Origin of the sequence: Muricoccus vinaceus, assembly GCF_042433125.1 — a bacterium.
Classification (GTDB): domain Bacteria; phylum Pseudomonadota; class Alphaproteobacteria; order Acetobacterales; family Acetobacteraceae; genus Roseomonas; species Roseomonas vinacea.
On record NZ_JBHLVZ010000083.1, the window covers coordinates 22,738 to 37,078 of the forward strand.

19 protein-coding genes are annotated in these 14,341 nt (G+C 72.5%); 9 read left to right on the forward strand and 10 right to left on the reverse strand.

Translation table 11 applies throughout. The features are described from left to right. Nucleotides 1–58 precede the first annotated feature (58 nt). A complete protein-coding gene (locus tag ACFFIC_RS22255; protein ID WP_377054446.1) occupies nucleotides 59–928 on the reverse strand; it encodes a DMT family transporter in 870 nt (289 codons plus the stop codon). Nucleotides 929–1,172: 244 nt separating this feature from the next. Here ACFFIC_RS22255 and ACFFIC_RS22260 point away from each other — a divergent pair, with 244 nt between their 5' ends. The 6 genes from ACFFIC_RS22260 to ACFFIC_RS22285 all read left to right on the forward strand — a co-directional run bounded on the left by ACFFIC_RS22260 (nucleotide 1,173) and on the right by ACFFIC_RS22285 (nucleotide 5,407). After that, nucleotides 1,173–1,754, forward strand: a complete 582-nt coding sequence (locus tag ACFFIC_RS22260) for a CHAP domain-containing protein (protein ID WP_377054448.1) — start codon at nucleotides 1,173–1,175, stop codon at nucleotides 1,752–1,754. Nucleotides 1,755–1,940: 186 nt separating this feature from the next. Then, nucleotides 1,941–2,219, forward strand: a complete 279-nt coding sequence (locus tag ACFFIC_RS22265; RefSeq protein ID WP_377054450.1) for a twin-arginine translocase TatA/TatE family subunit — start codon at nucleotides 1,941–1,943, stop codon at nucleotides 2,217–2,219. 181 nt (nucleotides 2,220–2,400) lie between these two features. Further along, complete coding sequence (locus ACFFIC_RS22270; protein ID WP_377054452.1) at nucleotides 2,401–3,033, forward strand: methylthioribulose 1-phosphate dehydratase; 633 nt, start codon at nucleotides 2,401–2,403, stop codon at nucleotides 3,031–3,033. Then, entirely contained in the window at nucleotides 3,030–3,569 is a 540-nt protein-coding gene (locus tag ACFFIC_RS22275; RefSeq protein WP_377054454.1) for a 1,2-dihydroxy-3-keto-5-methylthiopentene dioxygenase, read from the forward strand. Before ACFFIC_RS22270 ends, ACFFIC_RS22275 begins: the two co-directional genes overlap by 4 nt. After that, nucleotides 3,566–4,294 (forward strand): acireductone synthase, encoded by a 729-nt coding sequence (gene mtnC, locus ACFFIC_RS22280; RefSeq protein WP_377054456.1) that lies wholly within the window; start codon nucleotides 3,566–3,568, stop codon nucleotides 4,292–4,294. The genes ACFFIC_RS22275 and mtnC overlap by 4 nt, the downstream gene beginning before the upstream one ends. Before the next feature lie 123 nt (nucleotides 4,295–4,417). Further along, nucleotides 4,418–5,407 carry a magnesium transporter CorA family protein gene (locus ACFFIC_RS22285; RefSeq protein WP_377054458.1) on the forward strand — a complete coding sequence of 330 codons (990 nt, stop codon included), beginning with the start codon at nucleotides 4,418–4,420 and terminating at the stop codon, nucleotides 5,405–5,407. 7 nt (nucleotides 5,408–5,414) lie between these two features. Here ACFFIC_RS22285 and ACFFIC_RS22290 read toward each other — a convergent pair whose 3' ends face one another. After that, a complete protein-coding gene (locus ACFFIC_RS22290; protein ID WP_377054460.1) occupies nucleotides 5,415–6,722 on the reverse strand; it encodes an NAD(P)/FAD-dependent oxidoreductase in 1,308 nt (435 codons plus the stop codon). A gap of 98 nt (nucleotides 6,723–6,820) precedes the next feature. On the opposite strand from ACFFIC_RS22290, the gene ACFFIC_RS22295 reads away from it, so the two are divergent. Continuing rightward, complete coding sequence (locus ACFFIC_RS22295) at nucleotides 6,821–7,495, forward strand: AzlC family ABC transporter permease (RefSeq protein ID WP_377054461.1); 675 nt, start codon at nucleotides 6,821–6,823, stop codon at nucleotides 7,493–7,495. Then, nucleotides 7,495–7,806, forward strand: a complete 312-nt coding sequence (locus tag ACFFIC_RS22300; RefSeq protein ID WP_377054463.1) for a hypothetical protein — start codon at nucleotides 7,495–7,497, stop codon at nucleotides 7,804–7,806. The genes ACFFIC_RS22295 and ACFFIC_RS22300 overlap by 1 nt, the downstream gene beginning before the upstream one ends. Before the next feature lie 9 nt (nucleotides 7,807–7,815). On the opposite strand, the gene ACFFIC_RS22305 is transcribed toward ACFFIC_RS22300, so the two are convergent. The 5 genes from ACFFIC_RS22305 to gloB form a co-directional block, all read right to left on the reverse strand. Then, on the reverse strand, nucleotides 7,816–8,145 hold the full coding sequence (locus ACFFIC_RS22305; RefSeq protein WP_377054465.1) for a hypothetical protein: 330 nt from the start codon (nucleotides 8,143–8,145) through the stop codon (nucleotides 7,816–7,818). A 24-nt stretch (nucleotides 8,146–8,169) separates the two neighbouring features. Further along, a complete protein-coding gene (locus ACFFIC_RS22310) occupies nucleotides 8,170–8,631 on the reverse strand; it encodes a cupin domain-containing protein (protein WP_377054467.1) in 462 nt (153 codons plus the stop codon). Further along, a complete protein-coding gene (locus ACFFIC_RS22315; RefSeq protein WP_377054469.1) occupies nucleotides 8,628–9,221 on the reverse strand; it encodes a glutathione S-transferase N-terminal domain-containing protein in 594 nt (197 codons plus the stop codon). The genes ACFFIC_RS22310 and ACFFIC_RS22315 overlap by 4 nt, the downstream gene beginning before the upstream one ends. Before the next feature lie 61 nt (nucleotides 9,222–9,282). Next, nucleotides 9,283–9,906: a flavin reductase family protein gene (locus ACFFIC_RS22320; protein WP_377054471.1), complete on the reverse strand. Its 624-nt coding sequence runs from the start codon at nucleotides 9,904–9,906 to the stop codon at nucleotides 9,283–9,285. 7 nt (nucleotides 9,907–9,913) lie between these two features. Continuing rightward, the gene (gene gloB / locus ACFFIC_RS22325; RefSeq protein WP_377054473.1) at nucleotides 9,914–10,663 is read right to left on the reverse strand and encodes a hydroxyacylglutathione hydrolase; all 750 of its coding nucleotides are present in this window, start codon (nucleotides 10,661–10,663) and stop codon (nucleotides 9,914–9,916) included. 39 nt (nucleotides 10,664–10,702) lie between these two features. On the opposite strand from gloB, the gene ACFFIC_RS22330 reads away from it, so the two are divergent. Next, nucleotides 10,703–11,515 carry a class I SAM-dependent methyltransferase gene (locus tag ACFFIC_RS22330; RefSeq protein ID WP_377054475.1) on the forward strand — a complete coding sequence of 271 codons (813 nt, stop codon included), beginning with the start codon at nucleotides 10,703–10,705 and terminating at the stop codon, nucleotides 11,513–11,515. 171 nt (nucleotides 11,516–11,686) lie between these two features. Here the strand turns inward: ACFFIC_RS22330 and ACFFIC_RS22335 are convergent, their stop codons facing one another. From ACFFIC_RS22335 to ACFFIC_RS22345, 3 genes are read right to left on the reverse strand one after another with little or no spacing between them, the layout of a single operon-like run. After that, nucleotides 11,687–12,577, reverse strand: a complete 891-nt coding sequence (locus tag ACFFIC_RS22335) for a 3-hydroxybutyryl-CoA dehydrogenase (RefSeq protein WP_377054477.1) — start codon at nucleotides 12,575–12,577, stop codon at nucleotides 11,687–11,689. Then, a complete protein-coding gene (locus ACFFIC_RS22340) occupies nucleotides 12,574–13,491 on the reverse strand; it encodes an electron transfer flavoprotein subunit alpha/FixB family protein (protein ID WP_377054479.1) in 918 nt (305 codons plus the stop codon). The genes ACFFIC_RS22335 and ACFFIC_RS22340 overlap by 4 nt, the downstream gene beginning before the upstream one ends. Beyond that, complete coding sequence (locus tag ACFFIC_RS22345) at nucleotides 13,488–14,240, reverse strand: electron transfer flavoprotein subunit beta/FixA family protein (RefSeq protein WP_377054481.1); 753 nt, start codon at nucleotides 14,238–14,240, stop codon at nucleotides 13,488–13,490. Before ACFFIC_RS22345 ends, ACFFIC_RS22340 begins: the two co-directional genes overlap by 4 nt. Nucleotides 14,241–14,341: the final 101 nt, after the last annotated feature.

The window sequence follows — 14,341 nt, forward strand, 5'->3', positions numbered from 1 at the left end:
TAAGGCCGATCGGCGGGAAGCGGACACGGGCCTCCCGATCATGGAGGCCGGGCCCGGACTAGGCCCGTCCGGGTGACTTCAGCACCTGTGCCAGCACGCCGCCACCGATGACGAGGAGGGCACCGAACAGGCTCCCGGATGTCGGCGTGGCATGCAGCACGAGGGCATCGAGCGCCATGGCCCACAGCAGCCCGGAAAACTGCCACGGCGCCAGGCGCGACGCCTCGCCCCGGTGCAGGGCCGCCGCGATGCTCGCCAGCGCGGCGGTCTGAACAACGGTCACCACCACGATCAGCCCGGCGGACACAGGGCTGACGGGGTGCCAGTCGGCAGCAACCGGCACGGCCAGCAGCACGACCCCGACCAGGGCAACCTGCATGATCGTGTCGAGCGTGGTGGCGACCTCGCGGAGGCGCCGGATGAAGATCTGATAAACGGCATAGGTGAGCGCGCCCGCGAAGGCCGCCGCGATGCCGGCCAGGCTTGCCTCCCCGCCCGGCTTCACGATCAGCAGCATGCCGGCGAAGCCCACCAAGGTCCCGAGCCAGCGGCCGAGCGAGACCCGCTCGCGCAGGAAAAGGCCGCCGAGCAGGGCGAGCAGGAGCGGTGCGGTGAAGCCGAGGGCCGAAGCGGCGGTGACCGACAGGAGCGTGTAGGCAAGCACCGCGAGCGCATTCGAGACGACGAGCGCCGCCGCCGCGGCCCTCTGCTGCCACGCCCTCTCCGGCCGAAACAGGCGATGCCACGTCATCCCGTTCCCTGGCCAGGAGGTTGCGGCCAGGCCGACCAGAAGGATCACGACGCAGCGGAGAAAGGTGACCTGCAAGGGGGTCAGCCCGTGATTGGTGACCAGGCCCCTGGAGAGCGCGTAGCCCAGGACGTAGAGGAGCCCCGAAAGAACCGTGAGCCCGATGGCAACCGACGTCATCGAGCCCCGGGGAGGGGTCGGTCCCGTCTTCAACGCGTCCAAGCCATTCACTCCACCCCTCGGGATCGGCTCGGTGCTGCGCCGTCAGGCCGCATCGTAGCCCCGGGCAGGCCTGAAGGGGATGCCGCCGGCAGGCATCCGAACCGCCTTTCTTTCCGCCCCCAGCCGCCGCTCAACACCGCGGCACGCTCCGGGCAGCGGGCGACGCCGCACCACGCTGACAGGTCCGTGGCCGGGCTCTAGGATGGCCGGCGCGGCCTCGGGGGAGGCCCTGGGGATTGAACGAATCGTGGCGGGCATGATCCTGCGCCTGGCGCTTCTCGCGCTGGCGGGCGGCGCTCTCTCGGCTTGCGGCTCCACGCGGGGCGGGCCGCACGCGGCGGGCCAGGGCTACGAGGCCGGGGATGGCTACCTCTCCTGCGTGCCCTATGCCCGCGCCCGCTCCGGCCTCGACCTGCGCGGGGATGGCTGGCAGTGGTGGGAGGCCGCCGCCGGCCGCTACGCGCGCGGCCCCCAGCCGCGCGCCGGCGCGGTGCTGGTGTTCCAGCGCACCGCCCGCCTGCGGGACGGGCACGTGGCCGTGGTGTCGCGCGTGCTGGGCGCGCGCGAGATCCGGGTGGACCACGCCAACTGGGCCTCGGGCGGGCTGCGCGGGCGGGTGGCGCGCGACCAGCCGGTGATCGACGTCTCGCCGCGCAACGACTGGTCGGAGGTCCGGGTCTGGTATCCCCCGGCCGCGGTGGTGGGAAACACCGTGTTTCCCGCCTACGGCTTCATCCTGCCGGAACGGCGCTGGGCCGGCCTGGGCGCCGAAGGCGGCGGATGACGCGCCTGTCATCTCCCCATTGCGCCGGCGCGGCGCATGGCCCATGTCCCTTCCGCAATTCCAGGGGCAGCCCTGCCGGGTCAGCCGGTAGGTTTACCCCGGGGGGGCGCCGACCTAGTCTCCCCTCCGGAGTAGGGGCCTCAGGTCGCTGGCTCACCAAACCAGGCAAGGATATCGGGGCTTAAAATGGGTTCGTTCAGCATCTGGCACTGGCTCGTCGTGCTGCTGGTCGTGCTGCTGCTCTTCGGCAGCGGCAAGATCAGCGGGCTGATGGGCGACCTGGCCACGGGCATCAAGTCCTTCAAGAAGAACATCAAGGAGGATGAGCCCGACGCCTCCATGACAGACACCACCGTGGTGCCTCCGGCCGGCAACCTGCCGTCCCCCCATGTTCCCGGCGCCGGCGTCCACGCCGCCAGCACGGATGCCGCCCGCACCACCGTCCGCCAGCCCCCGGGCGTCTGAACACCCGCGCCTGAACATCGGCACCCAAGCCCGGACCCCGGGCCCGGGTGCGACACCGGGTGCCCCGTCGGGGCCCCCGGGGCGCGGCTCTCGCGGGCCTCCCTCGCGGCCCGAATCGGCGCGCCGGTCCCGCAGGGGGCCGGCGCGCTGCGTTTGGTTTTTCCTGCATCCCGGAGGGGCGATGCCCAACCGAATTCCCGAGGCGGCGATCCACGCCATCATCGAGGCCGGCCGCCGCATGGCCGAGCGGAACTGGGTGCCCGCCACCGCCGGCAACATTTCGGTCCGCCTGCCCGGGGACCGCGTGGCGATCACCCGCTCCGGCTTCCACAAGGCGCATCTGAGCGCCGACGCCGTGATGGCCGTGGACCTGCACGGCGCGCCCGAGGACCCGGCGCTGCGCCCCTCCGCCGAAACCGGGCTGCACTGCGGCATCTACCGCGCCTTCCCCGACACGCGGGCGGTGGTGCACGGGCATTCCATCGCCAACACCGTGCTGTCCCGCCGCGCCGGGGACACGATCCGGCTGGAAGGCTACGAGCTGCTCAAGGTGCTCCCCGGCCTCGACACCCATGCCGCCGCCGTCGCCCTGCCCGTGCTGGACAACGACCAGGACATCCCGCGCCTCCAGGCGGCGGTGGAGGCGCGCTGGGCCCGCATGGCCGCCCCCGCCCTTCCCGCCTATTTGATCCGCGGCCACGGTATCTATGTATGGGGCCCCGACATGGACGCCGCCCTGGCGCGCCTGGAGGGGCTGGAATTCATGCTGGCCTGCAAGATGGCCGCCATCAGCCTGGGAGGTTCCGACCCATGAGCCGCCTCGTCGTTCACGACGCCACCACCAAGGCCGTCCTGCAGGACACGCAGGACCCCGCCGAGATCGCCGCCACCCTCGGCGCCATCGGCGTGCGATTCGAGCGCTGGGAGGTCGCCGACCTGCCCGAGGGCGCCGAGGCCGAGGCCGTGCTGGCCGCCTACAAGCCCCGCCTGGACGCCCTGATGGGCGAGACGCAGGCCGGCACCGCCGACGTGATCCGCCTGACCGCCGACCACCCCCAGGCCGATGCCATCCGCGCCAAGTTCCTGGCCGAGCACCGCCACACCGAGGACGAGGTCCGCTTCTTCCACGAGGGCGCGGGCAACTTCATCCTGAACGTGGGGGGCCGCGTCTACGACGCCCACTGCACCCGGGGCGACCTGATCTCCGTGCCCGCCGACACCCACCACTGGTTCGATGCCGGCCCGGTGCCCAGGGTGACGGCGCTGCGGATCTTCACGGACACCACGGGCTGGACGCCGCACTACACGGGCACCGACATGTCGGAGCGCTTCCCGGCCACCACCGCTTGAGCACGCCCGGCAGCGGCACGCCGGTCCGGACCGTCCTCCTCGACATCGAGGGGACGACCAGCGCCATCGCCTTCGTGAAGGACACGCTCTTCCCCTTCGCGGAGCGGGCGCTGGACGGCTTCCTGCGCGACCGCGGCGCCGACCCGGCGGTCGCGCCGGTTCTGGACGAGGTGCGCGCCCTCGCGCCCGGCCATGAGCCCGCCGAGGCGCTGCGCGGCTGGATGGCGCGCGACGAGAAGGTCACGCCGCTCAAGGCGCTGCAGGGCATGATCTGGCGGCAGGGCTTTGAATCCGGCCAGATCCGCGGCCACCTGTGGCCGGACGTGGCGCCCTGCCTGCGCGCCTGGGCGCGGGGCGGCATCGCGCTCCGCATCTACTCCTCGGGCTCGGTGGAGGCGCAGCGCCTGCTCTTCGCCCATACCGAGGCGGGCGACCTCACCCCTCTGCTCCAGGGCTTCGACGACACCCGCACCGGACCCAAACGCGAGGCCGCCTCCTATGCCGCCATCGCCGCCTCGGCGGGGCAGCCGCCGGGCGCGGTGCTGTTCCTCTCCGACGTCGCGGAAGAGCTGGACGCGGCGGCCACGGCCAGGATGCGGGTCTGCCAGCTCGTCCGCCCGGCCGATGGCACGATCGCCAGCGGCCGGCACCCCGCCTGCGGCACCTTCCCCGAAGTCGCCGCCCGCTTCGGCCTGCCCGCCCCCGACGAGCCGCCACCCGGCTGAGGCCGGGCATCCCGCCTTGTCATCCGACCGCGCTTGCGAGGTGCCGCGCGCGGGTCCAGAGGGGTTCGGCCCCAGGCCCGATTCGCCCTTTTCCCCTTGCCCGGACTCCGGGAGACAACACCGATGTTGACCACCTATTCCCTCCGCGGCGGCGCCTGCGCCGTGCACGGGGGCCTCGACACGCCGGAGGCCATCGCCGCCTCCACCTGGATCGACCTCCTCAACCCCACGCCGGAGGAAGAGCGCGCCGTCCAGGAGGCGCTGCAGATCGAGGTGCCGACCCGCGAGGAGATGCAGGAGATCGAAAGCTCCTCCCGCCTCTACAAGGAAGGCGAGGTGCTCTTCCTCACCGCCTCCTTCCTCTACGGCGCCGACGAGGGGGAGTTCGGCTCCACCCCCATCACCTTCGTGCTCGCCCCCACCGCGCTGATCACGGTGCGCTACGCGACGCCCAAGGCCTTCTCGGTCTTCGCCGTGCGCGCCCAGCGCCAGGCCCTGCCCATCCTGCGCACGCCCGACGGCGTGATGCTCCACCTGTTCGAGCAGATCGTGGACCGCCTCGCCGACATCCTCGAGCGCACCGCGAGCGAGATGGACCGCGCCAGCCAGACCACCTTCCGCAACGCCCGCAACCAGGGCGTGAAGGCGAACAAGCGGGACGTGGACCTGCGCCAGGCGCTGCTCACCCTCGGCCAGGTCGGCGAGGTCACGACGCGGGCCAGCGACACGCTGCTGGGGCTGACCCGCATCCTGACCTTCGTCGGCGCCGAGAAGTCGAACGCCGTGCGCAAGGAGAACCAGATCATGATCAAGACCCTGGTCCGCGACGTGCGCTCCCTCGTCGAATACGCGAACACCATGGCGGCCAAGGCCCAGTTCCTGCTGGACGCCGTGCTCGGCATCATCAGCATGGACCAGAACGGCATCATCAAGACCTTCACGGTCGCGTCCGTGGCCCTGATGCCGCCCACGCTGGTGGCCAGCATCTACGGCATGAACTTCCAGCACATGCCCGAGCTCGGCTGGGAACTCGGCTATCCCTGGGCGCTGCTGCTGATGGTGGCCAGCGCCCTGCTGCCGATCGTCTACTTCAAGCGCAAGGGCTGGCTGTAGCGGCCGCTCATTCGGCCGCCACCATCGCGGGCGGCTTCTCCGGCATCTCCGGCCCCATGCCGTGCCGGTGCAGCCAGGACAGCGTGTGGTACACCGCCTTGAAGGACAGGATCGGCAGGATGGCGCGCGGGTCGCCGAAGCGCCCGCCGGCCAGGTTCCCGGCCAGCATGTTGATGATGCCGTCCCGCATCCACAGCGTGTTGCGCGGCGCCATGAACAGGCTGCGCATGACCGGGTCGTTGATGCGGTAGATCAGCCAGCCGATCCGGTCCATCGCGCGCGCCAGCTCCGCATTCGTGGCCCGGCAGGCCGCCGCCCCGCGAACGGGGTCGTCCAGCCAGGTGTCCGCCGCCTTCGCGCCCAGCTCGCCCGCCGTCATCGCCATCAGCACGCCCGTGGAGAACATCGGGTCCACGAAGCCGAAGGCGTCCCCGATCATCAGAAAGCCCTCCCCCGAGCCGGAAGTGGCGCGATAGGAATAATTGGCGGTGGAATGGATCTCCGAGGTGATCTCGGCGCCGCGCGTGCGGGCGGACACCGTCGGGCTGCTCGCGATGCGCTCCAGGAACAGCTCCTTCGCGCTTCCCTTCCGCCCCTTCCAGGCCGCCTGGTTGCCCACGAAGCCGATGCTCATCACGTCGCCCGGCAGGGGGATCAGCCAGAACCAGCCATCCTCGGCCAGATGAATGGAGATGTAGCCGTCCAGCTCGCCCTCCCGCCGCTCCACGCCCGTGAAGTGCGCGTACATGGCGGCGGTGTTGTTCTGCTTGTTGGCTTCCTTCAGCCGCATCTTCCCGGCCAGGAAGGTGTCGCGCCCGGACGCGTCCAGCACGAAGCGCGGCCGGAAGGAAAGGTCCACGCCCTCCTTCGTGCGCGCCGTCACCGCGGCGCGCTCCCCCGGGGCCGCGAAGGCGATGTCGGTGACGCGCGTTTCCTCCAGCGTGTTCGCGCCCAGGCGGCGGGCATTGGAGAAGAGCGCCGCGTCGAAGTCCGAGCGCCGCACCTGCCAGGAATGGGTGCGCGCCTTGTTCAGCGCGCTGGCGAAAGGAAAGGCGCAGGAGCGCCCCGTGCGGTCCGAGACGAACTCGGCGCCCGGCTTGTGCACGCCCATCCCGCGCACCGTCTCCATCATCCCGAGCCGTTCGAGGATGTCGAGGTTCCGCGGCAGCAGGCTCTCGCCGATATGGAAGCGCGGATGCGCCTCCTTCTCCACCAGCACCACGTCGCGCCCGGCCTTGGCCAGCAGGGCGGCGGCGGTGGAGCCGGCGGGCCCGCCGCCGACGATCAGCACATCGGGTGTCGCGCTCTGTTCCATGACCCGAAGAATTCCGTCTCCCGCCCCCGCCGGTCAAGTATTGCGGCCATGCCCCGGCGCGCATCGCCGCGCCCGCCCGGCCGTGCCAGGCTGGGTTCATGCACCCCGCTTACCGCCTGGGCGCCCGCGAGGCGCTGGGCGCCCAGGCCGTCGCCATGGCCTGCACCTTCATCGCCTTCGGGGCCGCGGTCCACGCGGCCGGCTTCGGGCTGGGCTGGGGGCTCGTGTCCTCGGCGGGGGTCTATGGCATGGCCGGGCAGATGGTGCTGCTGGGGGCCCATCCCGGCGCGGAAACGGCGGCGGTGGCGGGCTCCCTGATGGCGAACGCCCGGTTCCTGCCGATGGCCGCCTCCCTCGCCCCCCTGGTGCGCGGCCCCCTCGCCCCCTTCTGCGTCCCCTTCGTGGCCATCACCCCCTGGGCCGCCGCCATGCGCCGCCTGCCCGGCCTGCCGGAGCCCGACCGCGCCCGCTGGTTCCTCGGCTTCGGCCTCACGGTCTGGACGGTGGGGCTGCTCACCACCGCGCTGGGCCACGCCATCGCCGGCTACCTGTCGCCCCCCGTGCTGCGCCTGCTGCTGATGGTGAACGTGCTCTACTTCGCCCTGCTGATCGCGGCGGGCCTGGCCCGCGGCGGGCCCTGGCGCGCCTCCCTGGCGGGGGCGGTGGCGGCACCCTTCGCCCTGCTGCTGCCGCCCGGCCTCCCCCCGGCCTGGGGGCTGCTCGGCGCCGCCCTCGCGGGCGGCACGGCCGCCTTCCTGCTGCGGCGGCGGTGATGGGGGAAGGCTGGGGCCCGCTGCTGGCGGCAGCCGCCGCCACGCTGCTGCTGCGCGCCACCGGCATCGCGCTCGCCTGGCGCCTGCCCGCCACCCACCCCGCCATCGCCTGGGCCGCCGCCGTCAGCGAGGCCGCGCTCTCCGCCTGGGTGGTGCTGGCCCTGATCTCCCCGGGCTCCTGGCCGCTTTCCGCACGGCTGGCCGGGGCCGCGGTGGCGCTGGCCGCCTTCTTCCTGGCGGGCCGGCGCCTCCTGCCGGGCATGGCGGCCGGGCTGGCGGCGATCTGGGGCGTGAACTGGCTGCTGGGCTGAGCGGCGCCCTTATTCCTCGTCCTCCTCCCGCGCCGGCGGTCGCTGGATCCGCGCCTCCAGCCGCCGCCGGAGCTGCGCCATGCCCCGGCGCAGCTCCTCGTTCTCCCGCTGGCACTGCCGCAGCCGCGACTCGACGGCACTCAGCACATCCGGCGGGGGCGGGGCGGTCCGGCGGGGATCGGCGCCCTCGGGGCGGGGCATCAGCACGTCGGCCCAGGTCAGGCCGAGCCGCTTCATCAGCCGGCTCGCCGCCAGCGCCGCCGAGGCCCGTTCCCCCGCGAAGTCCGACCCCAGCAGCGCCAGAACCCGCGCCAGCTTCGCCGCATCGCCTGCCTGCATCCCGCACCCCCGTTCCCGGGCCGCTCAGGCGCCGCCCGCGCCGGGTTTCCAGCCCGGCGGCGCCATGGCGAAGCCCTCGAAGCGGAACGCGGGGCTGACGGTGCAGGCCACCAGCGACCACGCGCCAAGGCTTTCCGCCGCCTGCCAGAACCCCGCCGGCACCAGGGAGAACAATTCCTCCTCCGCGCCGAGATCCGGCCCCAGCCGGCACGAAGCCGGCGCGCCACCCTCCGAAACCCGCAGCAGGAGCGGCGCCCCGCGCTGCCAGTGCCAGCCCTCCGCCGCATCCACCCGGTGCCAGTGGCTGCGCTCCCCGGCCGCCAGAAGGAACAGGATCGCGGTTCCGGCGCCCCGCCCGCCACCGGCCGGGGCGTCGCGCCATGTTTCGCGGTAATGCCCGCCCTCCGGATGCGGCGCGAGGCCCAGCGCCGCGATCACCGCCCCCGCCGGCAGGGAGGCGTCGCGCAGGTCGGGGCCCGGCCTCACGTCGGCACGGAGCGCGCCAGCGCCGGCCGGTCGGCCACCGAGGCCAGCCAGGCGGCCAGGCCCGGCCAGCCCTCCCGCCAGGGCTCATGCGCGAAGCGGAAGTCGAGGTAGCCGAGCGCGCAGGCCACCGCGATGGCGCCGACATCCTCCAGCCCCGCGGGCGGCGCGGCCTCCAGCCGGTCCAACCCGCGTGTGACGGCGGCCTTCTGCCGGGCGTCGAAGGCCTGCCGCCCCTCGTCCTGCGGCAGCGCCACCTGCATGCGGCGCGCGACGGCGGCGTCCATGATCCCGTCCGCCAGCGCCTGCATGATCGCCACCCGCAGCCGCGCCGGGCCGGAGGGCGGCATCAGCGGCGGCGCGTCGCCCAGCGTGTCCAGGTAATCGCAGATCACCGGGCTGTCGAAAACGGGCGTGCCGTCCTCCAGCAGCAGCAGCGGCACCTTGGAGAGCGGGTTGCCCGCCAGAAGCTCCGGCGGACTGACATGGGCATTGGTCGGCACGATCTCGATTCCCCCATCGAGCCCGCGCGCGATGGCGCAGGCGATCACCTTGCGGGCGAAGGGGCTGGCGGAGGAGGAAAACAGGCGCATGGGGCGTTCCCGGTCGATACACACGGCAGGCTAGGCCAGGGCAGCGGCCCCGGCGAGAGGCTCACCCCACCGGCGGAAACGCGCCCCCATCCGTCGGCCGCAGCGCCTCGAACAACGCCGTCACCTCCACGTAGTCGCGGTATCCGCAGCGCGCGATGGTGCCGGCCGCCACCATGTCGAAGCGCCCGTCCCGCAGGCAGCGCTGGTCGATATGCACCCCCACCACCTGCCCCACCGTGAGGAAGCCGTTGCTCGGGCGCCCTTCCTGGTCGTGCAGCTCCATCGCGTGCACCACCCGGCATTCCAGCGCCGCCGGGCTCCCGGCCACGCGCGGCGGCCGCACCAGGCGGCTCGGCGCCGCCGCGATCCCCGCCGACTCGAACTCGCTCACCCCTTCCGCCTGGTTGCCGGACGACGCATTCATCGCCTCGAACAGATCGCGCGTGGCCAGGCTGAACACGAACTCCCCGGTCGCCCGCGCATTGGCGGCGGAATGCTTCATCCCCTCGCTGCCGAAGGCGATCATGGGCGGCGCGTTGTGGACGATGGCGAAGTAGCTGTAGGGCGCGAGGTTCACCCGCCCCAGGGCATCCACCGTGGAGATCCACCCGATCGGCCGCGGGGCGACGATGGCCTTGAAGGGGTCCCAGGGCAGCCCGTGCCCGTTCCGGGGCTCGTAGAACACGCGCCCCCTACCCCTTGAACACGTCCTTTCCCGCCCGCCGCGCCGCCAGCTCCTCCACGCTGCGCGCCCTCAGGAAGGGATTGGTCGCCCGCTCCTGGTCCAGGGTGGTCGGCACGGTGGCGAGCCCCGCCTTGCGCAGCGTCCGCACCTCCTCCGCCCGGTCCCGCAGCGCGGCGTTCTCCGGCTCCACCGTCAGCGCGAAGCGGGCGTTGCTTTCGGTGTACTCGTGCCCGCAGAGCACCAGCGTGTCGCCGGGCAGCGCGTCCAGCAGGCGCAGCGCCCGGAACATGTCGGCGGGCTTGCCCTCCAGCAGCCGCCCGCAACCTAGCGAGAACAGCGTGTCCCCCGCCAGAACCGCATGGGCGGCGGCGATGTGGAACGCGACATGGCCGATCGTGTGCCCGGGGCTGTCCAGCACCTCGATCTCGCCGCTGCCCAGCGGCACGCGGTCCCCGGGCTTCACCGCCCTGTCCAGCTTCGGCAGCCGGTGGGCATCGGCCGCGGCACCCAGGACCTTCGCCCCCGTGGCCCGCACCATCTCGGGCACGCCGTCGATGTGGTCGGCGTGGTGGTGGGTCAGCAGGATCCAGTCCAGCCGCCCGGGCTCGGGCATCTCCGCAAGGGCCGCCAGGTTGGCGCCGGCCTCGCCGGGGTCGCAAAGCGCCACCAGCCCCGTGGCCCCGTCGCGCAGCAGCCAGGCGTAGTTGTCCGACAGATTGGGCACGGCGCGGATGGTCCAGCCGGTTGTCTCGCTCATGCGCTGTCTCCTGGGGTCGGGAACCCCTATATCCCCCTCATGGCCGCCGAGGTCCACTTCACCGCCCGGGGATTGCAGGGCTTCTACGAGGCCCCCCTTGGTGCCGTCACGCGCCGGATCCTCCGCGCCCGCCTCCGCCAGGTCTGGCCGGAGCTGACCGGGCACGAGGTGCTGGGCATCGGCCATGCCGGCCCCTACCTGCGGCTCTGGCGGCGCGGCGCGGCGCGGCTGGTGGCCGCCACCCCGGTCTGCCTGGCGGTGGGCCGAAGCACCATTCCCTGGCCACCGGACGGCCCGGGCGCCACGACGCTGACCGAGGAGGACCGCCTCCCCTTCGCCGACGTCTCCTTCGACAACATCCTGCTCGTCCACGGCCTGGAGGCCGCGGAGAACGCCCGCCGCCTCCTGCGCGAGGCCTGGCGCGTGCTGCGGCCCGAAGGGCGGCTGCTGGCGGTGGTGCCCAACCGCCGCTCGGTCTGGGCCCACCTGGAGCGCACCCCCTTCGGCCACGGCCAGCCCTATTCCCCCGGGCAGCTCGCGCGCCTGCTGGAACGCTCCATGTTCGAGGTGGAGCGGCGCGAGGCCGCGCTGTTCATCCCCCCCTTCGGCCTGCGCCCGCTGCTGCGCGGCGCCAAGCTGTGGGAGGCCGCCGGACAGGCCCTGCTGCCCCAGCTCGGCGGCGTGACGGTGATCGAGGCGCGCAAGACCGTGCAGGGCCTGATCCCGGCCGCCGGGCTTCCGGCGCGCCCCATGCGGCGCCCCGTGCGGGCGCAGGCGGTGCGCCAGGGCTGGGCGGTGGCCGACCAGGCGCCCGGGCAGGCCCCGGCGGCGCGGGCGAGGGGCGGCGACTGACCGCCGCGCGTTTGCCGCGGCGGGCGCCCGGCCCTAAAGCCCTCCCGCGGCCTCCTGCCGCAAGGAACGCATCGTGCTGCTGGACCCCGCCCTGGCCTGGATCGCCGAGAACCGCACGGGGGTGATCATCATGGTCGCGGTGATGATGATCACCATCTGGTTCCGCCGCCGCTAGCGCGTCGGGCGCGGCTTCTCGCCCGAGTAGTCGTAGAACCCGCGCCCGGTCTTGCGGCCGAGCCAGCCGGCCTCGACATGCTTCACCAGCAGCGGGCAGGGCCGGTACTTGCTGTCGCCCATGCCCTCGTGCAGCACCTGCATGATCGCGAGGCAGGTATCCAGCCCGATGAAATCCGCCAGCTCCAGCGGCCCCATCGGCTGGTTGGTGCCGAGCTTCATGCCCGTGTCGATCGAGGCCACGTCGCCCACGCCCTCATGGAGGGTGTAGACGGCCTCGTTGATCATCGGCATCAGGATGCGGTTCACGATGAAGCCGGGGAAGTCCTCGCTCGTCGCGGTGGTCTTGCCCATCGCCCGCGCCAGCGCGTCCACCGCCTGGTAGGTGGCGTCGTCGGTCGCGATGCCGCGGATGATCTCCACCAGCTTCATCACCGGCACCGGGTTCATGAAGTGCATGCCGATGAAGCGCGCGGGCCGGTCCGTCACCGCCGCCAGCCGCGTGATCGGAATGGAGGAGGTGTTGGTCGCGAGGATCGCCTCCGCCTTCAGGTGCGGACAGAGCGAGCGGAAGATCGACTTCTTGACCTCCTCCCGCTCCGTCGCCGCCTCGATGACGATGTCGCAGCCGCCGAGCGCCGCCATGTCGGTGCCGGTGGTGATGCGGGCCAGCGCCGCGTCGCGCGCCGCGGCCTCCAGCGTGCCCTTGGAAACCTGGCGCTCCATGTTCTTCGCGATGGTGGCGCGGGCCTTGTCCAGCGCCTCCGGGTTCACGTCGATCATGATGGCGGCGAGCCCGGCCTGGGCCGCGACATGCGCGATGCCGTTGCCCATCTGCCCGGCGCCGATGACGCCGACGGAGCGAAGTGCCGGCGCCGCCTCGCTCACTTGCCGAGCTCCGCCTCGATCTCCGGGATGAGCTTGAACACGTCGCCCACCAGGCCGTAGTCGGCCACCTGGAAGATCGGCGCCTCCTCGTCCTTGTTCACGGCGACGATGACCTTGCTGTCCTTCATGCCCGCGAGGTGCTGGATCGCGCCCGAGATGCCGAAGGCGATGTAGAGCTCCGGCGCCACGATCTTGCCGGTCTGCCCCACCTGCTGGTCGTTCGGCGCATAGCCCGCATCCACCGCCGCGCGCGAGGCACCCACGGCGGCACCCAGCTTGTCCGCGATGCCGTCCAGGATGTGGAAGTTCTCGGCCGAGCCCATGGCGCGGCCGCCGGAAACGACGATGCGGGCCGCCGTCAGCTCCGGCCGCTCGCTCTTCACCAGCTCCGCGTTCACGAAGGTGGAGACGCCGGGATCGGCCGCCGCCTGCGCGGGCTCGACGGCGGCGCTGCCGCCCTCGGGCGCCGCCGGGTCGAAGGAGGCGGCGCGCACCGTCAGCACCTTCTTCGGGTCGGAGGACTGCACGGTGGCCAGCGCGTTGCCCGCGTAGATCGGCCGCACGAAGGTGTCGGCGTCCACGATGCCCGAGATGTCGCTGATCGGCTGCACGTCCAGCAGCGCGGCGACGCGCGGCATGATGTTCTTGCCCAGCGCGGAGCCGGGCGCGAGCAGGTGCGTGTAGCCGTCGGCCAGCCCCGCGATCAGCGCGGCCGCGGGCTCGGCCATGATGTGCTCGGCGGGGGAATGCACGACCTTGGCGACGCCCGCGATCTTCGCGCCGGCCTGGGCCACGGCCTCGGGCCCGATCACCAGCAGGTGCACGTCGCCGAGCTGGCCGGCGGCGGCGATGGCCGAGCGCGTGGGCTGGTTGATCGCGGCGTTGTCGTGATCGGCGAGGACGAGGACGCTCATGGGATCACCTTCGCTTCGTTGCGGAGCTTGGAGACGAGTTCGGCGGCCGAGGCCACCTTCACGCCGGCCTGGCGCTTGGGCGGCTCCTCGACCTTGAGCACCTTCAGGCGCGGCGCCGTGTCCACGCCGAGGTCGCCCGGCTTGATCGTCTCGATCGGCTTCTTGCGGGCCTTCATGATGTTGGGAAGGCTGGCATAGCGCGGCTCGTTCAGCCGCAGGTCCGTCGTGACGATGGCCGGCAGCGTCAGCTTCACCGTCTCCTGCCCGCCATCCACCTCGCGCGTCACGCTCGCGCTGCCATCGGCGACCTCGACCTTGTTGGCGAAGGTGCCCTGGCCCCATCCCAGCAGCGCCGCCAGCATCTGGCCGGTGGCGTTCATGTCGTCGTCGATGGCCTGCTTGCCGAGGATGACGATCTGCGGCGCCTCCTTGTCCACGATCGCCTTGAGGATCTTGGCCACCGCGATCGGCTCCACCGCATCGGCGGTTTCCACCAGGATGCCGCGGTCGGCACCCATGGCCAGGGCGGTGCGGATCTGCTCCTGCGCCTGGGGCACGCCGATGGAGACGGCGACGATCTCGGTCGCCACCCCCTTCTCCTTCAGCCGCACGGCCTCCTCGACGGCGATCTCGTCGAAGGGGTTCATGGACATCTTCACGTTGGCGGTCTCGACGCCCGTGCCGTCCGGGCGAACCCGGACCTTCACGTTGTAGTCCACCACGCGCTTGACGGGGACGAGGATCTTCATGCGGAAGGGCGGTCCTCTGCTGGGCAGCGGCTCTGGCCGATGCGTTTTAGGGGACCACGGGCGGCCCCGGAAAGGCGGACACACGAAGCGGATGCGCACAG

What these genes read in the sequence shown, in the direction of transcription:
- ACFFIC_RS22295 (WP_377054461.1), top strand. Translation starts at nt 6,821, where the DNA reads ATGCACCCCGCTTACCGCCTGGGCGCCCGCGAGGCGCTGGGCGCCCAG.
- ACFFIC_RS22305 (WP_377054465.1), bottom strand. Translation starts at nt 8,145, where the DNA reads ATGCAGGCAGGCGATGCGGCGAAGCTGGCGCGGGTTCTGGCGCTGCTG.
- ACFFIC_RS22260 (WP_377054448.1), top strand. Translation starts at nt 1,173, where the DNA reads ATGGCCGGCGCGGCCTCGGGGGAGGCCCTGGGGATTGAACGAATCGTG.
- ACFFIC_RS22265 (WP_377054450.1), top strand. Translation starts at nt 1,941, where the DNA reads ATGGGTTCGTTCAGCATCTGGCACTGGCTCGTCGTGCTGCTGGTCGTG.
- ACFFIC_RS22330 (WP_377054475.1), top strand. Translation starts at nt 10,703, where the DNA reads ATGGCCGCCGAGGTCCACTTCACCGCCCGGGGATTGCAGGGCTTCTAC.
- ACFFIC_RS22340 (WP_377054479.1), bottom strand. Translation starts at nt 13,491, where the DNA reads ATGAGCGTCCTCGTCCTCGCCGATCACGACAACGCCGCGATCAACCAG.
- gloB (WP_377054473.1), bottom strand. Translation starts at nt 10,663, where the DNA reads ATGAGCGAGACAACCGGCTGGACCATCCGCGCCGTGCCCAATCTGTCG.
- ACFFIC_RS22315 (WP_377054469.1), bottom strand. Translation starts at nt 9,221, where the DNA reads ATGCGCCTGTTTTCCTCCTCCGCCAGCCCCTTCGCCCGCAAGGTGATC.
- ACFFIC_RS22285 (WP_377054458.1), top strand. Translation starts at nt 4,418, where the DNA reads ATGTTGACCACCTATTCCCTCCGCGGCGGCGCCTGCGCCGTGCACGGG.
- ACFFIC_RS22290 (WP_377054460.1), bottom strand. Translation starts at nt 6,722, where the DNA reads ATGGAACAGAGCGCGACACCCGATGTGCTGATCGTCGGCGGCGGGCCC.
- ACFFIC_RS22270 (WP_377054452.1), top strand. Translation starts at nt 2,401, where the DNA reads ATGCCCAACCGAATTCCCGAGGCGGCGATCCACGCCATCATCGAGGCC.
- ACFFIC_RS22300 (WP_377054463.1), top strand. Translation starts at nt 7,495, where the DNA reads ATGGGGGAAGGCTGGGGCCCGCTGCTGGCGGCAGCCGCCGCCACGCTG.
- ACFFIC_RS22255 (WP_377054446.1), bottom strand. Translation starts at nt 928, where the DNA reads ATGACGTCGGTTGCCATCGGGCTCACGGTTCTTTCGGGGCTCCTCTAC.
- ACFFIC_RS22275 (WP_377054454.1), top strand. Translation starts at nt 3,030, where the DNA reads ATGAGCCGCCTCGTCGTTCACGACGCCACCACCAAGGCCGTCCTGCAG.
- ACFFIC_RS22345 (WP_377054481.1), bottom strand. Translation starts at nt 14,240, where the DNA reads ATGAAGATCCTCGTCCCCGTCAAGCGCGTGGTGGACTACAACGTGAAG.